The 15,736-nt window shown below is 63.2% G+C and carries 18 protein-coding genes and 1 tRNA gene; 9 read left to right on the top strand and 10 right to left on the bottom strand.

What is annotated here, in order from left to right; all coding sequences use genetic code 11:
- Window positions 1-19: 19 nt before the first annotated feature.
- The 5 genes from hisF to hisB are packed head-to-tail and all read right to left on the bottom strand — an operon-like array spanning window position 20 to window position 3,241.
- The gene (hisF, locus tag QZ964_RS03835; RefSeq protein WP_292528951.1) at window positions 20-796 is read right to left on the bottom strand and encodes an imidazole glycerol phosphate synthase subunit HisF; all 777 of its coding nucleotides are present in this window, start codon (window positions 794-796) and stop codon (window positions 20-22) included.
- Window positions 796-1,542 (bottom strand): 1-(5-phosphoribosyl)-5-[(5-phosphoribosylamino)methylideneamino]imidazole-4-carboxamide isomerase, encoded by a 747-nt coding sequence (gene hisA, locus QZ964_RS03830; protein ID WP_292528994.1) that lies wholly within the window; start codon window positions 1,540-1,542, stop codon window positions 796-798. Before hisA ends, hisF begins: the two co-directional genes overlap by 1 nt.
- Window positions 1,539-2,189, bottom strand: coding sequence for an imidazole glycerol phosphate synthase subunit HisH (gene hisH, locus QZ964_RS03825; RefSeq protein ID WP_292528949.1), 651 nt, complete (start codon window positions 2,187-2,189; stop codon window positions 1,539-1,541). Before hisH ends, hisA begins: the two co-directional genes overlap by 4 nt.
- Window positions 2,186-2,611 (bottom strand): DUF2628 domain-containing protein, encoded by a 426-nt coding sequence (locus tag QZ964_RS03820; protein ID WP_292528948.1) that lies wholly within the window; start codon window positions 2,609-2,611, stop codon window positions 2,186-2,188. The genes hisH and QZ964_RS03820 overlap by 4 nt, the downstream gene beginning before the upstream one ends.
- 33 nt (window positions 2,612-2,644) lie before the next feature.
- The gene (hisB, locus tag QZ964_RS03815) at window positions 2,645-3,241 is read right to left on the bottom strand and encodes an imidazoleglycerol-phosphate dehydratase HisB (protein ID WP_292528946.1); all 597 of its coding nucleotides are present in this window, start codon (window positions 3,239-3,241) and stop codon (window positions 2,645-2,647) included.
- Window positions 3,242-3,600: 359 nt separating this feature from the next.
- On the opposite strand from hisB, the gene QZ964_RS03810 reads away from it, so the two are divergent.
- From QZ964_RS03810 to trpS, 4 genes are all read left to right on the top strand, one after another.
- Window positions 3,601-4,284 (top strand): hypothetical protein, encoded by a 684-nt coding sequence (locus QZ964_RS03810; RefSeq protein ID WP_292528993.1) that lies wholly within the window; start codon window positions 3,601-3,603, stop codon window positions 4,282-4,284.
- A gap of 108 nt (window positions 4,285-4,392) precedes the next feature.
- The gene (gene hslV / locus QZ964_RS03805; RefSeq protein ID WP_292528944.1) at window positions 4,393-4,956 is read left to right on the top strand and encodes an ATP-dependent protease subunit HslV; all 564 of its coding nucleotides are present in this window, start codon (window positions 4,393-4,395) and stop codon (window positions 4,954-4,956) included.
- Between the two features lie 83 nt (window positions 4,957-5,039).
- Complete coding sequence (gene hslU, locus QZ964_RS03800; protein ID WP_292528942.1) at window positions 5,040-6,344, top strand: ATP-dependent protease ATPase subunit HslU; 1,305 nt, start codon at window positions 5,040-5,042, stop codon at window positions 6,342-6,344.
- A gap of 210 nt (window positions 6,345-6,554) precedes the next feature.
- Window positions 6,555-7,589: a tryptophan--tRNA ligase gene (gene trpS / locus QZ964_RS03795; protein WP_292528940.1), complete on the top strand. Its 1,035-nt coding sequence runs from the start codon at window positions 6,555-6,557 to the stop codon at window positions 7,587-7,589.
- A 154-nt stretch (window positions 7,590-7,743) separates the two neighbouring features.
- Here trpS and glcF read toward each other — a convergent pair whose 3' ends face one another.
- From glcF to QZ964_RS03780, 3 genes are read right to left on the bottom strand one after another with little or no spacing between them, the layout of a single operon-like run.
- Window positions 7,744-9,057 (bottom strand): glycolate oxidase subunit GlcF, encoded by a 1,314-nt coding sequence (gene glcF / locus QZ964_RS03790; RefSeq protein ID WP_292528938.1) that lies wholly within the window; start codon window positions 9,055-9,057, stop codon window positions 7,744-7,746.
- A 6-nt stretch (window positions 9,058-9,063) separates the two neighbouring features.
- Window positions 9,064-10,278 carry a glycolate oxidase subunit GlcE gene (gene glcE, locus QZ964_RS03785; protein WP_292528935.1) on the bottom strand — a complete coding sequence of 405 codons (1,215 nt, stop codon included), beginning with the start codon at window positions 10,276-10,278 and terminating at the stop codon, window positions 9,064-9,066.
- Window positions 10,279-10,280: 2 nt separating this feature from the next.
- On the bottom strand, window positions 10,281-11,774 hold the full coding sequence (locus QZ964_RS03780) for an FAD-linked oxidase C-terminal domain-containing protein (protein WP_292528934.1): 1,494 nt from the start codon (window positions 11,772-11,774) through the stop codon (window positions 10,281-10,283).
- Between the two features lie 242 nt (window positions 11,775-12,016).
- Between QZ964_RS03780 and QZ964_RS03775 the strand changes: the two genes are divergently transcribed.
- Together QZ964_RS03775 and QZ964_RS03770 are read left to right on the top strand one after the other, a co-directional pair.
- The gene (locus tag QZ964_RS03775) at window positions 12,017-12,391 is read left to right on the top strand and encodes a response regulator (RefSeq protein WP_292528932.1); all 375 of its coding nucleotides are present in this window, start codon (window positions 12,017-12,019) and stop codon (window positions 12,389-12,391) included.
- 124 nt (window positions 12,392-12,515) lie between these two features.
- Window positions 12,516-12,591, top strand: a tRNA-Ala gene (locus QZ964_RS03770).
- A gap of 355 nt (window positions 12,592-12,946) precedes the next feature.
- Here QZ964_RS03770 and QZ964_RS03765 read toward each other — a convergent pair.
- Both QZ964_RS03765 and QZ964_RS03760 read right to left on the bottom strand, forming a co-directional pair.
- Complete coding sequence (locus QZ964_RS03765; protein WP_292528929.1) at window positions 12,947-13,261, bottom strand: hypothetical protein; 315 nt, start codon at window positions 13,259-13,261, stop codon at window positions 12,947-12,949.
- 852 nt (window positions 13,262-14,113) lie between these two features.
- Entirely contained in the window at window positions 14,114-14,278 is a 165-nt protein-coding gene (locus QZ964_RS03760; RefSeq protein WP_292528927.1) for a hypothetical protein, read from the bottom strand.
- 370 nt (window positions 14,279-14,648) lie between these two features.
- Between QZ964_RS03760 and terL the strand changes: the two genes are divergently transcribed.
- The 3 genes from terL to QZ964_RS03750 are packed head-to-tail and all read left to right on the top strand — an operon-like array spanning window position 14,649 to window position 15,732.
- Complete coding sequence (terL, locus tag QZ964_RS21475; RefSeq protein WP_367119215.1) at window positions 14,649-15,071, top strand: phage terminase large subunit; 423 nt, start codon at window positions 14,649-14,651, stop codon at window positions 15,069-15,071.
- 57 nt (window positions 15,072-15,128) lie between these two features.
- Entirely contained in the window at window positions 15,129-15,461 is a 333-nt protein-coding gene (locus QZ964_RS03755; protein ID WP_292528925.1) for a hypothetical protein, read from the top strand.
- A gap of 58 nt (window positions 15,462-15,519) precedes the next feature.
- Window positions 15,520-15,732, top strand: a complete 213-nt coding sequence (locus QZ964_RS03750; protein WP_292528924.1) for a hypothetical protein — start codon at window positions 15,520-15,522, stop codon at window positions 15,730-15,732.
- Window positions 15,733-15,736 lie beyond the last annotated feature (4 nt).

Raw genomic sequence — 15,736 nt, 5'->3', positions numbered from 1 at the left:
AGCCGTTCAATCGCCATCATCACGCCGCCTCCAATCCGTCGAGGCGCATCGGCAGCCCCGCCGCGGCCATGTGGCGCTTCGCCTGCGGGATCGAATATTCGCCGAAATGGAAGATCGAAGCGGCGAGCACGGCGTTGGCATGGCCTTCCCTAACGCCGGCGACGAGATGATCGAGCGTTCCAACGCCACCGGAGGCGATGACCGGCGCATGCACCGCGTCGGCGACCGCGCGCGTCAGCGCGATATCGAAACCGCTCTTCGTCCCGTCGCGATCCATCGACGTCAGCAGGATTTCGCCGGCGCCGAGACCCGTTACCTCGCGCGCATAGTCGACGGCGTCGATGCCGGTCGGGCGGCGGCCGCCGTGGGTGAAAATCTCCCACCGGCCATCGGAAACGCACTTGGCGTCGATCGCGACGACGATACATTGCGCGCCGAATTTTTCCGAGGCTTCGCGAACGAAGCCGCGATTGGCCACGGCGGCCGAATTGATCGAGACCTTGTCGGCGCCGGCGAGCAAGAGATTGCGGATGTCGTCAAGCGTGCGGACGCCGCCGCCCACAGTGAGCGGCATGAAGCAGGCTTCCGCGGTGCGCTGGACGACGTCGAGCAGAATGCCGCGATTCTCATGGCTGGCGGTGATGTCCAAAAAGCAAAGTTCGTCGGCGCCGGCGGCGTCATAGGCGACCGCGCATTCGACCGGATCGCCGGCGTCGCGCAGATCGACGAAATTGACGCCTTTGACGACGCGGCCTTCTTTCACGTCGAGACAGGGAATGACGCGGGCCTTGAGCACTAGGCGTCCTCCGCCGCCCGCGCGCGGCGGATCATCGCCAGCGCCTGCGCCGGATCGAGCCGCCCGTCATAAAGCGCCCGCCCGGTGATGGCGCCGGCGAGCTTGTGGCAATCTGGCTGCAACAGACGCTCCACGTCGGCGAGCGACGCGAGGCCTCCCGACGCGATGACGGGTATGGTGAGGGCGTCGGCGAGCGCCAGGGTGGCGTCAATGTTGAGACCGGTAAGCACGCCGTCGCGCGAAATGTCGGTGTAGATGATGGCGCTCACGCCCGCGTCTTCGAAGCTCCTGCCGAGATCGAGCGCCGACATTCGCGTCGTGCGCGCCCAGCCGTCAACGGCGACGCAGCCGTCCTTGGCGTCAACGCCGACGGCGACGCGGCCCGGATGAACGCGCGCCGCCTCACGCACAAAGGACGGGTCCTTGACCGCCGCCGTGCCGATAATGACGCGGGCGACGCCTTTTTCCAGCCAGCGCGACAGCGTGCGCATGTCGCGAATGCCGCCGCCAAGCTGCACGGGGATCGTCAGCGTCGCGAGAATGGCTTCGACGGCGGAAGCGTTGCGCGGCGCGCCCGCAAAGGCGCCGTCGAGATCGACGACATGCAGATATTCGAAACCGACCCGCTCGAAAGCGCGCGCCTGCTCCGCGGGATCATCGTTGAACACGGTCGCGCGGTCCATGTCGCCCTGGGCGAGGCGAACGCACTCCCCCTCCTTCAAATCGATTGCGGGAAACAGGATCACGGTCGCCACCTAAGGAAATTGCCGATCAACGCTAGGCCCAACCTCTGGCTTTTTTCGGGATGAAACTGCACGCCGACGAGATTGTCGCGCGCCACGGCCGCTGTGAGCGGCGCGCCATAGTCGGTCGTCGCCAGGACGTGTTGCGGCGCCGCCGGAGTCAGCTGGAACGAATGCACGAAATAAGCGTGCAATCCGCGCTCGCCGGTCGGGACGCCGGCAAAGAGCGGATGTTCGCAGCTTAGCGTCAGCGTGTTCCAGCCCATATGCGGGATTTTCAAGGAAGGGTCAGCCGGCTCGATCGCCGCGACGTCCCCTGGAATCCACCCGAGACCCGGCGATTCGCCGTGCTCGAGGCCGCGCGCGCCCATGAGCTGCATGCCGACGCAAATTCCTAAGAACGGCCTGGCGCGATCGATGACCGCCTCCTGCAGGGCGGCGTAAAGGCCCTCGATCGCCATCAGGCCGCGACGGCAATCGGCGAAAGCGCCGACGCCCGGCAGAACGACGCGCTCGGCGGCGCGCACGACCTCGGGATCGCTGGTGACGCGAATATCGTCCTGGGCCTGCGACTCGCGTGCAGCGCGCTCAAAGGCTTTCAAGGCGGAATGCAGATTGCCCGACCCGTAGTCGATGATCGCCGTCGTCAAGGCGCGGGCTCCCGCGCGATCTCTTGCTTCGCGACCGGCTGCGCCGGACGGTGACGGTGGAAGTAGACCGCCTCCGCCTCGTCGAGGTCCTCGCCGATGACGAGATCCTGCTCGACATAGGCGCGCCGCCCTAAATTCCAGCCAACCAGCCGCTCCCCCTCGAAGCCAAGCCAGATAGCGAGCGCAATCGTCAGCCATGCCACCGCGTCGCGCGATACTTGCAGCTTCCAAGCGACGAGCGTCAAAGCGACGAGAAGCAGCGTCCAGAGGCCGGCGACGAGCCAGGCGCGCCGCCAGGCAAGCCAGAACGGACCAAAAAGCAGGGCCGGCCAGGAAAAGCCGTCGCGCAGGAATACGATCTTATCCGGCGCGGGAGGCTCGCCCGGCGCCGTTCGCGGAAAATGAACAGTGAATATCGCCATCGGCCTCCCCTCGTCGGCGTCACGCGCCTCATCTCAGGCGGTGAGCGTTCCCTTGGTGGAAGGCGCTTCGCCCTGTGTGCGTCGCGGATCGATCGCGACCGCCTTGCCGAAGGCGCGCGCGAAGCCCTTGAAGGCGCTTTCGGCGATGTGGTGGCTGTTGACGCCGCGCAGGCATTCGATGTGCAGCCCGACGCGGGCCTGAACCGAGAAGGCCTGGAAGAATTCACGCATCAATTCCGTGTCAAAAGCCCCAATCCTCTGCGCCGGAAAGGAAACGTCGTAAACGAGAAAGGGACGGCCGGAGACGTCCACCACGACGCGGGTCAGCGCCTCGTCGAGCGGCACGTGGGCGTCGCCATAGCGGGAAATGCCCTGGCGGTCGCCGAGCGCGCGATCCACCGCCTGGCCGAAGGCGATGCCAACGTCCTCGACCGTGTGATGGCCGTCGATGTGCAGATCGCCCTCGGCGCGCACCGTCAAATCCAGCGGCGCATGACGGGAGATCTGATCGAGCATATGGTCGAAAAAGCCCAACCCCGTCGAAATGGCCGAGCGGCCGGTCCCATCGAGGTCGACGGTGACGGAAATCCTCGTTTCCTTGGTGTTGCGCTCGATCGTCGCGCTGCGCATTTCCTGCCTTTTTGTGGGCTTCGCCGGCGATTCCGGCGGATGCGGCCGCAAGCGGCCAGCTTGTAGCAAGTCCGTCTTGGATACGCCACCCGAGCCGCTTCCGCGTCAAGGAGAAGCGAGATGCGCGCCAACGAACGCCACGTCTCGGCAGATCGGACCCAAAACGAAGAATGGTCCGGCTGTTCGCGTTGATTCCCTACCCAAGCGCGACCACGGCAATTCATTCGACGCGGTAAAGCGCTTATAGCTTGACGAAAACGCCCCAGAAAGACGCTCGCATGCGCATAATGCCGCATGCGGCGGGAGTTACCGGCCGCTCGACCGATCGGCGTACCGGCAAAGCGAGGGGACAAGAAACCATGCGCGCTAAATTCGTTCTTGGCCTCGTTGCAACGGCGTCAGCCTCCGTTCCGGCGACCGCCGAACCTTGGCGTGACGGCTTTGTTTCGCGCGTCGAAGCACTAGCCCTCATTCAAACGCTGAACGCCTCGCTGCTCGCAAGCCGCAGCGCGACGGCGACGCTCGAGAAATGGTGCGCCGACCACAAGATGTCCGCGGCGCCCAAAATCCTCGCGCGACGCGTCGCTGGAGTCGAAAAGCCGCCAAGCGAGGAGACGCGCAGGCGGCTCGATGTCAGCGCCGAAGAGCCGGTCAAATATCGGCGCGTGCAGCTCGCCTGCGGCGAACATGTGCTGTCGGAGGCCGACAATTGGTACGTGCCTGGTCGGCTTTCCGACGAAATGATCCGAACGCTTGAAGCGACGGAAACGCCCTTCGGCAAGGCGATCGCTCCGCTTCAGCCGTTCCGTCGCACGATCGAGATGAAGATGCGCTGGTCGCCGCTGCCCGAAGGTTGGGAATCATCGGCGACCGCCGCCTTGCCTCAGAATGCCGATGGCGCGCTCTCCATTCCGCATGATGTGTTCGAGCACACGGCGGTGGTCTATGCGCCCGATCAACGTCCTCTGTCCGAGGTGCATGAGACGTATACGCGCGAGATTCTGGATTTTTCCCCGCCGCTCGCCGGCGCTTCCCGCGAGTGAACCCAAAGCTCCGCTCAGCGATGCGCGGCGACGCCGTCGCCGCTCCGCCCTTGCTCAAATCAACGCAGAACCTTACATCGGCTGGACATCACGGGCTGGATAGAGCGAATGGATAGCGAACAACCCCGCTTGGCGGCCATGCACGCAACGACGATCATCCTCGTGAAGAAAGCGGGAGAAACGGTGATCGCTGGCGACGGTCAGGTCAGCCTCGGCCAGACGATCATGAAGGGCAACGCCAAGAAAGTGCGCCGCCTTGGTAAGGGCGACGTAATCGCCGGCTTCGCGGGCGCCACCGCCGACGCCTTCACGCTCTTCGAACGGCTTGAATCGAAGCTCGAACAATATCCCGGGCAGTTGATGCGCGCCTGCGTCGAACTCGCCAAAGACTGGCGCATGGACCGCTATCTGCGGCGCCTGGAAGCGATGATGCTCGTCGCCGACAAGAGCGTAGGCCTCGTGCTCACCGGCTCCGGCGACGTGCTTGAGCCGGAAAGCACGGGCGAGGGCGCGGTGGCTGCGATCGGCTCGGGCGGAAACTACGCGCTCGCCGCCGGGCGCGCCCTGCTCGATTCTTCGCTCGACGCCGAAGCCATCGCCCGCCGCGCGATGACGATCGCCTCCGAGATTTGCGTCTACACCAATCAAAATGTGGTGGTGGAGAAGATATAGGGGATTAGGCAGTCGTTGGTCGGCAGTGGGATTATCTCACTGCCGATTGCCTGCTGCCTACTGCCGTTCCGAAGGAACCTGCCATGGCCGACTTCTCGCCCCGCGAGATCGTTTCCGAACTTGATCGCTTTATCGTTGGGCAAAATGATGCAAAGCGCGCCGTCGCGATCGCGCTGCGCAACCGCTGGCGCCGGCTGCAGCTCGAAGGCCAGATGCGCGAAGAGGTGCTGCCCAAGAACATCCTCATGATCGGCCCCACCGGCTGCGGCAAGACCGAAATCGCGCGTCGTCTGGCGCGTCTCGCCAATGCGCCCTTCCTTAAGGTCGAGGCGACGAAATTCACCGAGGTCGGCTATGTCGGCCGCGACGTCGAGCAGATTGTGCGCGATCTGATCGAGGTCGCCATCGTGATGGTCAAAGAACGCCGCCGCAAGGACGTGCAGGCGCGCGCCCAGCAAGCAGCCGAAGATCGAACGCTTGATGCGCTGGTCGGCCCGGCAGCCTCGCCCGGCACGCGCGAGACGTTTCGGCGCCGCCTCCGCGCGGGCGAACTCGACGACAAGGAGATCGAAGTCGAACTAACCCAGTCTGGCTCCTCAATGCCAATGTTCGAACTGCCGAACATGCCCGGCGCGAGCGTTTCCGCCTTCTCGCTCGGCGATATTTTCGGCAAGGCGATGCAGCGCGGCAAGCCGCGCAAACTCTCGGTGAAAGAGGCGCAGGGACCTCTGATCGCCGACGAGAGCGACAAGCTGATCGATCAGGAAGCGAGCGTCCGCGAAGCGATTCACGAGGTCGAGAACAACGGTATCGTGTTCATCGACGAGATGGACAAGATCTGCGCGCGCGAAGGACGCGGCGGCGCCGATGTCTCGCGGGAGGGCGTGCAGCGCGATCTTCTGCCGCTCATCGAAGGCACGACGGTCGCGACGAAACATGGAACGGTGAAAACAGACCATGTGCTGTTCATCGCCTCCGGCGCCTTCCATGTGGCGAAACCGTCCGACCTTCTGCCCGAACTGCAGGGGCGTCTGCCGATTCGCGTCGAACTCGCCTCGCTCAACGAGGATGATTTCCGGCGCATTCTCACCGAAACCGAGGCCTGCCTGACCAAGCAATATTCCGCGCTGCTGGGCACCGAAGGCCTGACGCTCGATTTCGCGCCTTCCGCCGTCGACGCGATCGCCAAGGTCGCCGTGCAGGTGAATACGTCCGTCGAGAACATCGGCGCGCGGCGCCTGCAGACGGTGATGGAGCGCGTGCTCGACGACATCAGCTTCTCGGCGTCCGACCGCGCCGGCGACAGAATCGTCATCGACGGCGCCTATGTCGAGGAGCACATTGGCGATCTGGCGAAGAACCGAGATTTGAGCCGGTTTATTTTGTAAGTCTGAATGATTTGGCGTTTCCCTTCTCCCGCTTGCGGGAGAAGGTGTCATGCGCAGCATGACGGATGAGGGTGATCTCGCAGCGGCCCTCACCCGACCCCGCTTCGCGGCGCCACCCTCTCCCGTAAACGGGAGAGGGAGAGCCGTCCCCTTGCGCCTGCGCGCTCTTCTCGCCATAAGACCGGCCAAACGCAAACCTTGGCCGATCACATGTCCCCATTCCCTCAGCGCGTCTTCTCGGGCGTGCAGTCCACCGGCAATCTGCATCTCGGCAATTATCTCGGCGCGATCGTCAGATTCGTCGAGCTGCAGAAGAGCTTCGACTGCATGTATTGCGTCGTCGACCTGCACGCGATCACCGTGCCGCAGGACCCGATCGCGCTGAAGGCGAACACGCGTGAAATCGCCGCCGCCTTTATCGCCTGCGGCATCGACCCCAAGCAGAATATCGTCTTCAACCAGAGTCAGGTGCCCGAGCACGCCGAGCTCGCCTGGGTGTTGAATTGCGTCGCGCGCATCGGCTGGCTCAATCGCATGACCCAGTTCAAGGACAAGGCCGGCAAGGATCGCGAGAACGCCTCCATGGGCCTGCTCGACTATCCGGTGCTGATGGCCGCCGATATTTTGATTTACCGCGCGACGCATGTGCCGGTCGGCGACGACCAGAAGCAGCATCTGGAACTGGCGCGCGACATCGCCCAGAAGTTCAACAATGACTTTTCGGAATCAATCGCACGCAACGGCTTTGGCGAGGCCTTCTTTCCCCTGCCCGAGCCGCTGATCTCCGGGCCGGCGACGCGGGTGATGAGCCTGCGCGACGGGACGAAAAAAATGTCGAAGTCGGATGCTTCGGATTATTCGCGCATCAACCTTTCCGACGACGCCGACCAGATCGCCCAGAAGGTGAAGAAGGCGAAGACCGATCCCGACGCTCTCCCTTCCGAGGAAAAAGGCCTCGAAGGGCGCCCGGAGGCCGACAATCTCGTCGGCATATATGCGGCGCTCTCGGGGCAGAGCAAGACGGATGTGCTCGGCGAATTCGGCGGCGCCAATTTTTCGAACTTCAAGAGCGCGCTCGTCGATCTCGCGGTCGCCAAACTGGCGCCGATTACCGATAAAATGCGCCGCATCCGCGAGGACGAAACCTATGTCGACGGGGTGCTCCGCGACGGCGCCGAACGCGCCCGCGCCATCGCCCGCGAAAACATGAACGCAGTGAAGGACATTGTGGGGTTTTTGCGGTAGTACCGAGTTCAGGGAATCCTGTTAATCAGTTCATATGTCATTCCCGGCGGACCGAAGGTCCGACCGGGAATCCAGAATCAATCCACGAGTGTTGGCTTGCTCTGGATTCCCGATCGATCGCTTCGCGAGCGTCGGGAATGACACAGGCGGTCCGTCAGAAGACAGCGCTTCCAATTTCTCGGCGAGCGAGCGCGTCCGGCTTCGGACCGCCGCTCGCCCAGTCGAGCAGTTCGACGGTGTGCATGACCGGAATCGGCGTCCCCGATCTGATCTGAACGATGCAGCCGATATTGCCGGCGGCGACGATATCCGGCGCGACGCTCTCGATATTGGCGACCTTTCGCGACCGCAGCTCGTCAGCGAACGCCGGCTGCAGCACATTATAGGTTCCCGCCGAACCGCAGCAGATATGACCTTCCGGAACGGCGACGACGTCGAAGCCCGCCGCGGCCAGCAGCGCGACCGGCTCTTGCGATATCTTCTGCCCGTGTTGCAGGGAACAGGCCGAGTGGTAGGCCACCCTAAGTCTCGGCGCCTCGCCCGACGGCGCTAAGCCAATTTCAGTCATCAGCTCCGTCACATCTTTCGTCATCCCCGAAATATGCGCGGCTTTGTCCGCGAGAGCCGGATCATTGCGAAACATATGGCCGTAGTCCTTGACGTTCGTTCCGCAGCCCGAAGCGTTGATGACGATATGATCGAGTCCGCCAGAGTCGATTTCGCGCCACCAGGCGTCGATGTTTGCGCGCGCAAAGCGTAGCGAATCGTCGACCTTTCCAAGATGATGCGGTAGCGCCCCGCAGCAGCCGGCGCCCTTCGCGACGACGACCTCGACGCCATGGCGCGTCAGGAGCCGTATCGTCGTCTCATTGATCGACGTGTCGATGACTGTCTGAACGCAGCCACTGAGCAAAGCAACGCGCATCTTGCGCGCGCCTTGCGCCGCGAAGACCTGCGGCGAGTCGACGCTTGAAGCGGGCGGAATCCGCGCCGGCGCGAGCGCGAGCGCCGCCGCGATTCGGCGTGGCAGCAAGCGCGCCAAGGGGCGCAGCGCCGCGCCGAGGCGAAGCAGCGGTCGCGCGAGAGCAGGCCGCGGCAAAACGAAAGCGAGCGCCGCGCGCATCACGCGCTCTGCGAAAGGCCGCGCATATGTTTTCTCGATATGCGCCCGCGCGTGATCGACAAGATGCATGAAATGCACGCTCGACGGGCACGTCGTCATGCAGGAAAGACAGGACAGGCAGCGATCGATATGACGAACCGTGTGCGCATCGGCCGGCCGTTCCTTCTCGAACATCTCCTTGATGAGATAGATGCGGCCACGCGGGCCGTCGAGTTCGTCGCCGGTGAGAAGATAGGTCGGACACGTCGCCGAGCAAAATCCACAATGCGCGCACGCGCGCAGAATCTTCTCCGATTCCGCCATGTCGGGATCGGCCAGCGCGCGCAGAGAAAAGAACGTCTGCATCGCTTTTCAGAACTCCGCGCGCATTCGGCCACGCTCCAAAATATGCGCAGGATCGAAGCTTTCCTTGACGCGGCGGGTCAACGCCGCAAGCGGCGCCGGTTGCGGATGGAAGACATCAACGCTCGCACGCGTCTCTGCGCTCGCGCGGATGAGAGTCGCATGGCCGCCGCAGGCGTCGACCGCGCCGCGCGCTGCGGCGGCATGCGCGTCAGGTGCGGGCTCGACGCAGAACCAGATTAATCCGCCGGCCCAGTCATAGAAATGCGCGAGCAGGGGCGCGCCAGCGCGGCGCATGCGTTCGACGACCGCGAAGCCTTCGGTGGGCGCGACGGAAATACGCCAGACTTGGCCGAGCTTGGCGGCGACAGGCGCGGCGTCGCGCAAATCTCGCCACAGCGCCTTCGAATCGACTACGTCGAGCGTCTCGAATCGAATGCCGCCGCCCGCCAAACGCGCAGCGAGATCGTCGCGGCGCGCCGTCACCGATATCGCAGGACCCTCGAGGCGAATGGCGGCGGCGTGTACGTCAAGCGCCAATGCGGCGCCGGCCGGCAGCATCGCGAGCGAAGAAGGCTCGCAGGGAGTCGCTGCGGCGCGGCGCAACAGCGCGAGGCTCTCGGCCTCGTCCGCGCCGATGGCGAGCAGCGTGCATTCCGTCTCGGGATTCGGAAGCACCTTTAGCGTCAGCTCGGCGAGAAGCGCCAGCGTGCCGTAGGAGCCGCAGACGAGCTTCGACAGGTCATAGCCGGTGACGTTCTTCATCACGCGGCCTCCAGATTTTACAAGCTCGCCACGGCCGGTGACGCAGCGAAACCCCAGCAGATGATCGCGCGCCGCGCCGGCTTTGATCCGCCGCGGACCGGAAGCATTGACGGCAATGACGCCGCCAATCGTCGCGCCGCCCCGCTCTGCGCCGAAAAGCGGTCCGTAGTCGATCGGCTCGAAGGCGAGCTGTTGCTCGTTGCTCTCCAACAGCGCTTCGATCTCGCTTAAACGCGTGCCGGCGCGCGCCGAGAGAACAAGTTCGTTGGGTTCGTAAAGCGTCACGCCGGCAAGCGCCCCGGTGGCAAGCGTCTGCGCTTGCGGCGCATAGCGTCCGAGTCCTGACTTCGAGCCGCCGCCGACGATCGCGCAGGAGACGCCTTTCGCGTTCGCTGCGCAAATCGCGTCTACGGCGTCCGCCTCATCGCGGATTTCGAGCGTCGCCGGAGCGGAGTGCATCGCTAGAATCTCGGCAGATCGGGAAAGGGCATTTTGCCGCCCGAGACATGCATCATCCCGAGTTCGGCGCAACGATGAAGCGTCGGAAACACCTTGCCCGGATTGAGACGGCCGGCCGGGTCAAAGGCGCATTTGAGCCGCATCTGCTGCGCGAGGTCGACGTCACTAAACATTTCGCCCATGAGGTCGCGCTTCTCGACGCCCACGCCGTGCTCGCCGGTGAGCACGCCGCCGAGCGAAACGCACAGGCGCAAAATGTCGAAGCCGAGCTTTTCCGCGCGTTCGACGTCGCCCTCTTTCGACGCGTCATAGAGAATGAGCGGATGGAGATTGCCGTCGCCGGCGTGGAACACATTGGCGACGCTGAGTCCCTGCTCCTTGGCGAGCCGATCCATGCCGGCGAGCGCTTCAGGCAGTCGCGCGCGCGGGATCGTGCCGTCCATGCAAAGATAATCTGGCGCGATGCAGCTCACCGCCGGGAAGGCGTTCTTGCGACCAGCCCAGAACTGCAGCCGCTCGGCTTCGCTCGTCGACGCCCGTATCGTCGTCGCCCCTTCGTCGCGCGCGATATTCTGCACGACGCCGACGAGATGGTCGACTTCGGCTTGCGTTCCGTCGAGTTCGACGATGACCAGCGCTTGCGCGTCGAGCGGATAGCCGCAGGGCTGAAAGCGCTCGACCGCATGAATCGTCGCTCTGTCCATCATCTCCAGCCCAGCCGGGATGACGCCGCGCGCGATGATCGCGCCGACGCAACGCGCTCCTGCCGCCACGCTCGCAAAGCCGAGCAGCAGCCCCCGCGCGAGAGGCGGCCTTTGCAACAGCCGCACCGTCACCTCCGTGACGACGCCGAGCAATCCTTCAGAGCCCGTCACCAGGCCTATGAGGTCATATCCCTCGCTATCCAGATGCTTGCCGCCGAGCCTGATCAAGTCGCCGCCCATCAGGACGACGTCGAGTCCCAGGATATTATTGGTCGTCAGTCCGTATTTCAGACAGTGAATGCCGCCGGCGTTCTCGGCGACATTGCCGCCGATCGAACAGGCGATCTGCGAGGATGGATCCGGCGCGTAGTAGAAGCCCTGCGCCTCGACGGCTTTGGAGATCGCCAGGTTCTGGACGCCAGGCTGCACGCGCGCGCAGCGGTTCTCATAGTTGATGTCGAGGATTCGATTGAATTTGGACATGCCGAGAAGAATGCCGTCCTCAAGCGGCATCGAACCGCCGGAAAGCGATGTGCCGGCGCCGCGAGGCACGACCTTGACATTCATTTCGGCGGCGAGCGCCATGATGGCGCGAACCTGCTCAACGCTCTCGGGCAAAGCGACGACAAGCGGCAGCGCGCGATACATCGTGAAGGCGTCGCATTCATAGGCGCGCCGCGAGACCTCGTCGACGATCAGGCTTTCACGAGGCAGAATGGCGCGAAGTCGCGCGATCAATTCGTTGCGTCGCGACATGATCTCCGGCTCGGGCGCCGGCATGAGGAGAGTCATCGACCCGCGCCTCCGATGCGAGCGAGAGCGCCGCTGAACGCCGCAGATTTCCGCTGACCGCGAAGCGTAGACTTTACGCCAGGCTGCGGCCTACCGCGCAATCCGTTTAGTTGAGGGCCGGAGTGAGCGCAAGCCCGCAAGGACCGCATAATCGTTAGAATTGCGCCGATCATTGGCGCTTTCCATTAAGCCGCTTATGCTAAGCGGAAATCCATCGCATCCGGACAGCGGGCCGAAAGGCAATGACCAAAACCATACTGATCGTCGAGGACAATGAGCTCAATATGAAGCTCTTCAACGATCTTCTGGAGTCCATCGGCCATGCGACGCTGTGCGCGAAAAACGGCCGCGAGGCGATTTCTCTGGCGCGCAATCATCGGCCCGACCTCATCCTGATGGATATTCAGTTGCCAGAGATCAGCGGCCTCGACGTCACGCGCCTGCTTAAGGCTGACGATGATCTAAGAGGGATTCCCGTCGTGGCGATCACCGCATTCGCGATGAAGGGCGATGAGGAAAAAATCCTTCAGGGCGGCTGCGAAGCCTATTTGTCGAAACCGATTTCAGTGGCGAAATTTCTGGAGACGGTGAATTCTTTTCTTGCCGAACGCCCCTGACCCACCGTTTCTTAGCGGTCGCGCCAGGTTTTCGACGGGCTTGCAGGCGACGCGCGGCTGAACTATACAGCGCGCGACGGCGACGAGCCGCCCGGACCTCCCCCAAGAGGCGTCCGAAAACTATGGGGCCATAGCTCAGTTGGGAGAGCGCTTCAATGGCATTGAAGAGGTCGTCGGTTCGATTCCGTCTGGCTCCACCACGTTAAGCCGCTGTTTGGATAACTCTTTTATCTCGTCGCAGTTCTGCCGACAGATCCGTGACTTAGCGTCCTCCTCCCATGAATAGAGCCTCACCGAGACGCCCGAAGTGGAGGCTTCTACCGCCATTTAGCCGAAAGTCTCTGCTCGCAAGAATTCGTTTTCCGTCGAGGGCGGCGCGGAGACTCGGTTCGACAATGGTCGAGACCGGTTCGATTCCGACATGGTTGGCGCGGCGCAATGTGGATTGAGCGACCAACCGCTGCATCGGGCATCAGTTCGAACTGATTATCTCGTGACGAGTTGGGAATTCAGCGAAGCCTATCGAAGCTCTCGCCGTCGCTGGCGATCGGCAAACTAGGCTGGTCGGTGAAGTCCTAGCGCGGACCACTGGTCGGCAAAGGCGATTGGCAAATCAGCAAGACGCGAGACGCCATGGCCGCGCGGGAGCCGACTATCGACCGCAGCCTTAACGATGGCAGGATCGAGGTATGCGAGCGATAGCGTCATGCGAACCGATCGCTCGCTGCGCTGTTCGCGTTCTGCAAGTTCGTTGATGTCGGCGATCGATCCCTGGACAATGTCATCGAGCCAGCGACGGGCCAGACTGATCGCTTTGACGAGCCGCGCCTGTTCTTCGACCCGGATCGGACGCATCGGCTTGTCGCTCATTTCGGGGAGAATGATCTGGCGTCTGCGGATTGCGAACGGCTTGACCCAGTCCGCGATGATGACGCCATCGGTGGAAGCGTCGCACGCTTAATTTCGACGGCGTATCTCCAGCCGGTCGGGCCGAACGATGACCCTGTCGAGTTCCTCCGCGACGATGGCGGCGCCAGTTTGATCCGATGCTCCGGCCTCTCGCTGATCCCGGGAAGTTCATTCAAGACCCGTTCTTCGATGAGTTCGGCCGGAACCCGCGCAATTGATCCAGCTTCTGTCTTGCGGCCCTGAGCGATGGCGCCTGAGACATAGTAGCGGTAGCAAACGCCCTTTTTGACCGCGAAGCTTGGCGACATTGGATTGTCTCGGTCATCGAAAATCTTGCCCATCAACAGCGCGGGCCGAAGCGAGACGGCGAAGCGATGGAGCGCAAAGCAGAGTTAGGGCTCTCGAATGACGTTCGGGCGCTAAGCGTCGCCTGCGCCTACCACGCTTGCCTCGGCGCGTTGGTCGGCGTCGCTCTCGTGGCGACCTTCTTCTGTCATCATTCCCGCGACTTCACGGTCGCGGGTCTTTTTTCAGCTTCACGCCGGCCGATCGGAGGACGATACTTGTCATCGCGTGAGCCGCGGCTATTCTGACAAATGCCTGCCTTCGGTGAGCCATTGCGATAGGTGGGCGCACTCCGTCCCTTGCCCGCGGCTTCGATGACGGCTGCGGGCTTTTTTGCGGATCAATGTGCTTGCAAGTTGGTCAGATGCGCCTGCGCTCCCCACTCCCGGCGCGTCTCTGGCCGCCAAGGCGAAGTTACCCGGCGGGAGCTGACGCCGAGCTAAGCTCACCGTCAGCTGAATTTTTGGTTTACATGAACAGGCCCAGGCACCCGCCTGCCAGTCCACCGACAACAGCCGCGGCGACCGTGTTGGCGACGCCGCCAAGCGCTATCGCAGCGAGACCTCCGATGATAACGGCCCCGATGGCTGCGAAGATGTATGTGTTCGACGTGACTTCGAGTTCTTTAGCCATGATCGTGACTCCATCCCTTGTTTCGGAGAACCGCGCCTAAACAATTGTTTTGTAGCGCTTTTTCTCGTCCCTCACCAGGGGCGCGCGTCATTTCGACGCAGCGTGACATTAGCACAAGGGCGGATTGAGTCCAATTTTGCGGCACCTCACGCCCGGCTCGCCGCCATTGATGAACTCGATGCCGACCTTTTCGAGCGCGGCGCGGATGGCGGTCAGCTCCGGCGCGAGGACCGCTCGCCGATTTGCGTGAAGGCATCGACCATCGCACGAAAAAGTCCGGCCATCGCTGACCGGGCTATATAGGAACCAAGAAATAGCCGGCCCATGCGGTGCCGGCGCATGCTCGTCAGATAAGGCGCGGACGCGGGGAGTGGAAGCTGCCTTCCGGACGAAAAAGCCCGGTCGTCGCCGGCCGAGCCGGAGTTTTACGGTTGAAAGGATCGTCAAGGATACGGAACTCGGCCGGGCGTTGGCGCAGGATCTCTACCGAACCGGTCATTTACGCGCGATCGCGCAACCGCCCCAGCGGGAAAAGCTCGCCAGGCTGCTGGCGCAGGCGGCGCGTTTCGAGGCCGGGCAGGACCACCTGCCCGAATCGGCGCCCTGGCTCGCGACCTATTTGAATGAACTACTCGGCTTTCCAAATTCGACGCACGACGACCAAGTCGACGCGACATCGCAGGCCTCATGCAACCTCGCGACGCTGCGGCAACCCAGCGCGTCCACGCGAGCATCGGCGAGGCCTATGCACGGGTGGACGCCGTCGCCGCCGAGGCGAAGCACGGGCAGATAAGCTTCCTCGCGGGAGGTCCATCGGATTGTTGCTCGCTGGCTGCGTCACGACCTCGTAATGATCGGGCGGGTCGCCTCCGAGCCTCTTCTCGAGAAATTCCAGCCGCGGCTCGGGCCCGTGCTCGACCGCGTCGCTGAAACCGCAGCAGATCATCTTCGCAAATGCGGAAAAGCGCTGGTCGCTCGGGGCAAGCCACCACCGCTCGACAAGGCCGAAGCCGCCATCGATCACTTCACACAGGCTCTTGCCGCGATTCGCCGCGAGGGTCTCACCCAGGACCTGAGCGTCAACGCAGTGGAACGCATTTTCACTCTCGGGTTTGCGCTCGAGCAGACACGCCAAAATCACCGCGACCTCGATGTTTGTGTAAGGCAAGCCGCGCGCAGATGATAATCGGTTGCGATGCGGACCGCTAAATTTGCTGGGGACGGCGATTCCCGCGAGAGCCATGACGGCTCAGGCGTTGGCGAATATGACGGCGAGCTTCGAATGCTTCTGCCATGCCTCGGGGATAGAGGCGCTCGCCGAGATGATGGAAAGCGACGCGGCGCCGTCCTGCGGCCCTCGGCATGCACGCGACAAGACGCGAAAGGCGCGCAACATCCTGGACCGCCTGCCGAAGTCCATGCATGCGTCCGTGCGGCGTAAGGCCGAGCGGTGAAGCT

This window comes from Methylocystis sp. (genome assembly GCF_021731785.1).
GTDB lineage: Bacteria > Pseudomonadota > Alphaproteobacteria > Rhizobiales > Beijerinckiaceae > Methylocystis.
This window is presented reverse-complemented; position numbering and strand designations above follow the sequence as displayed.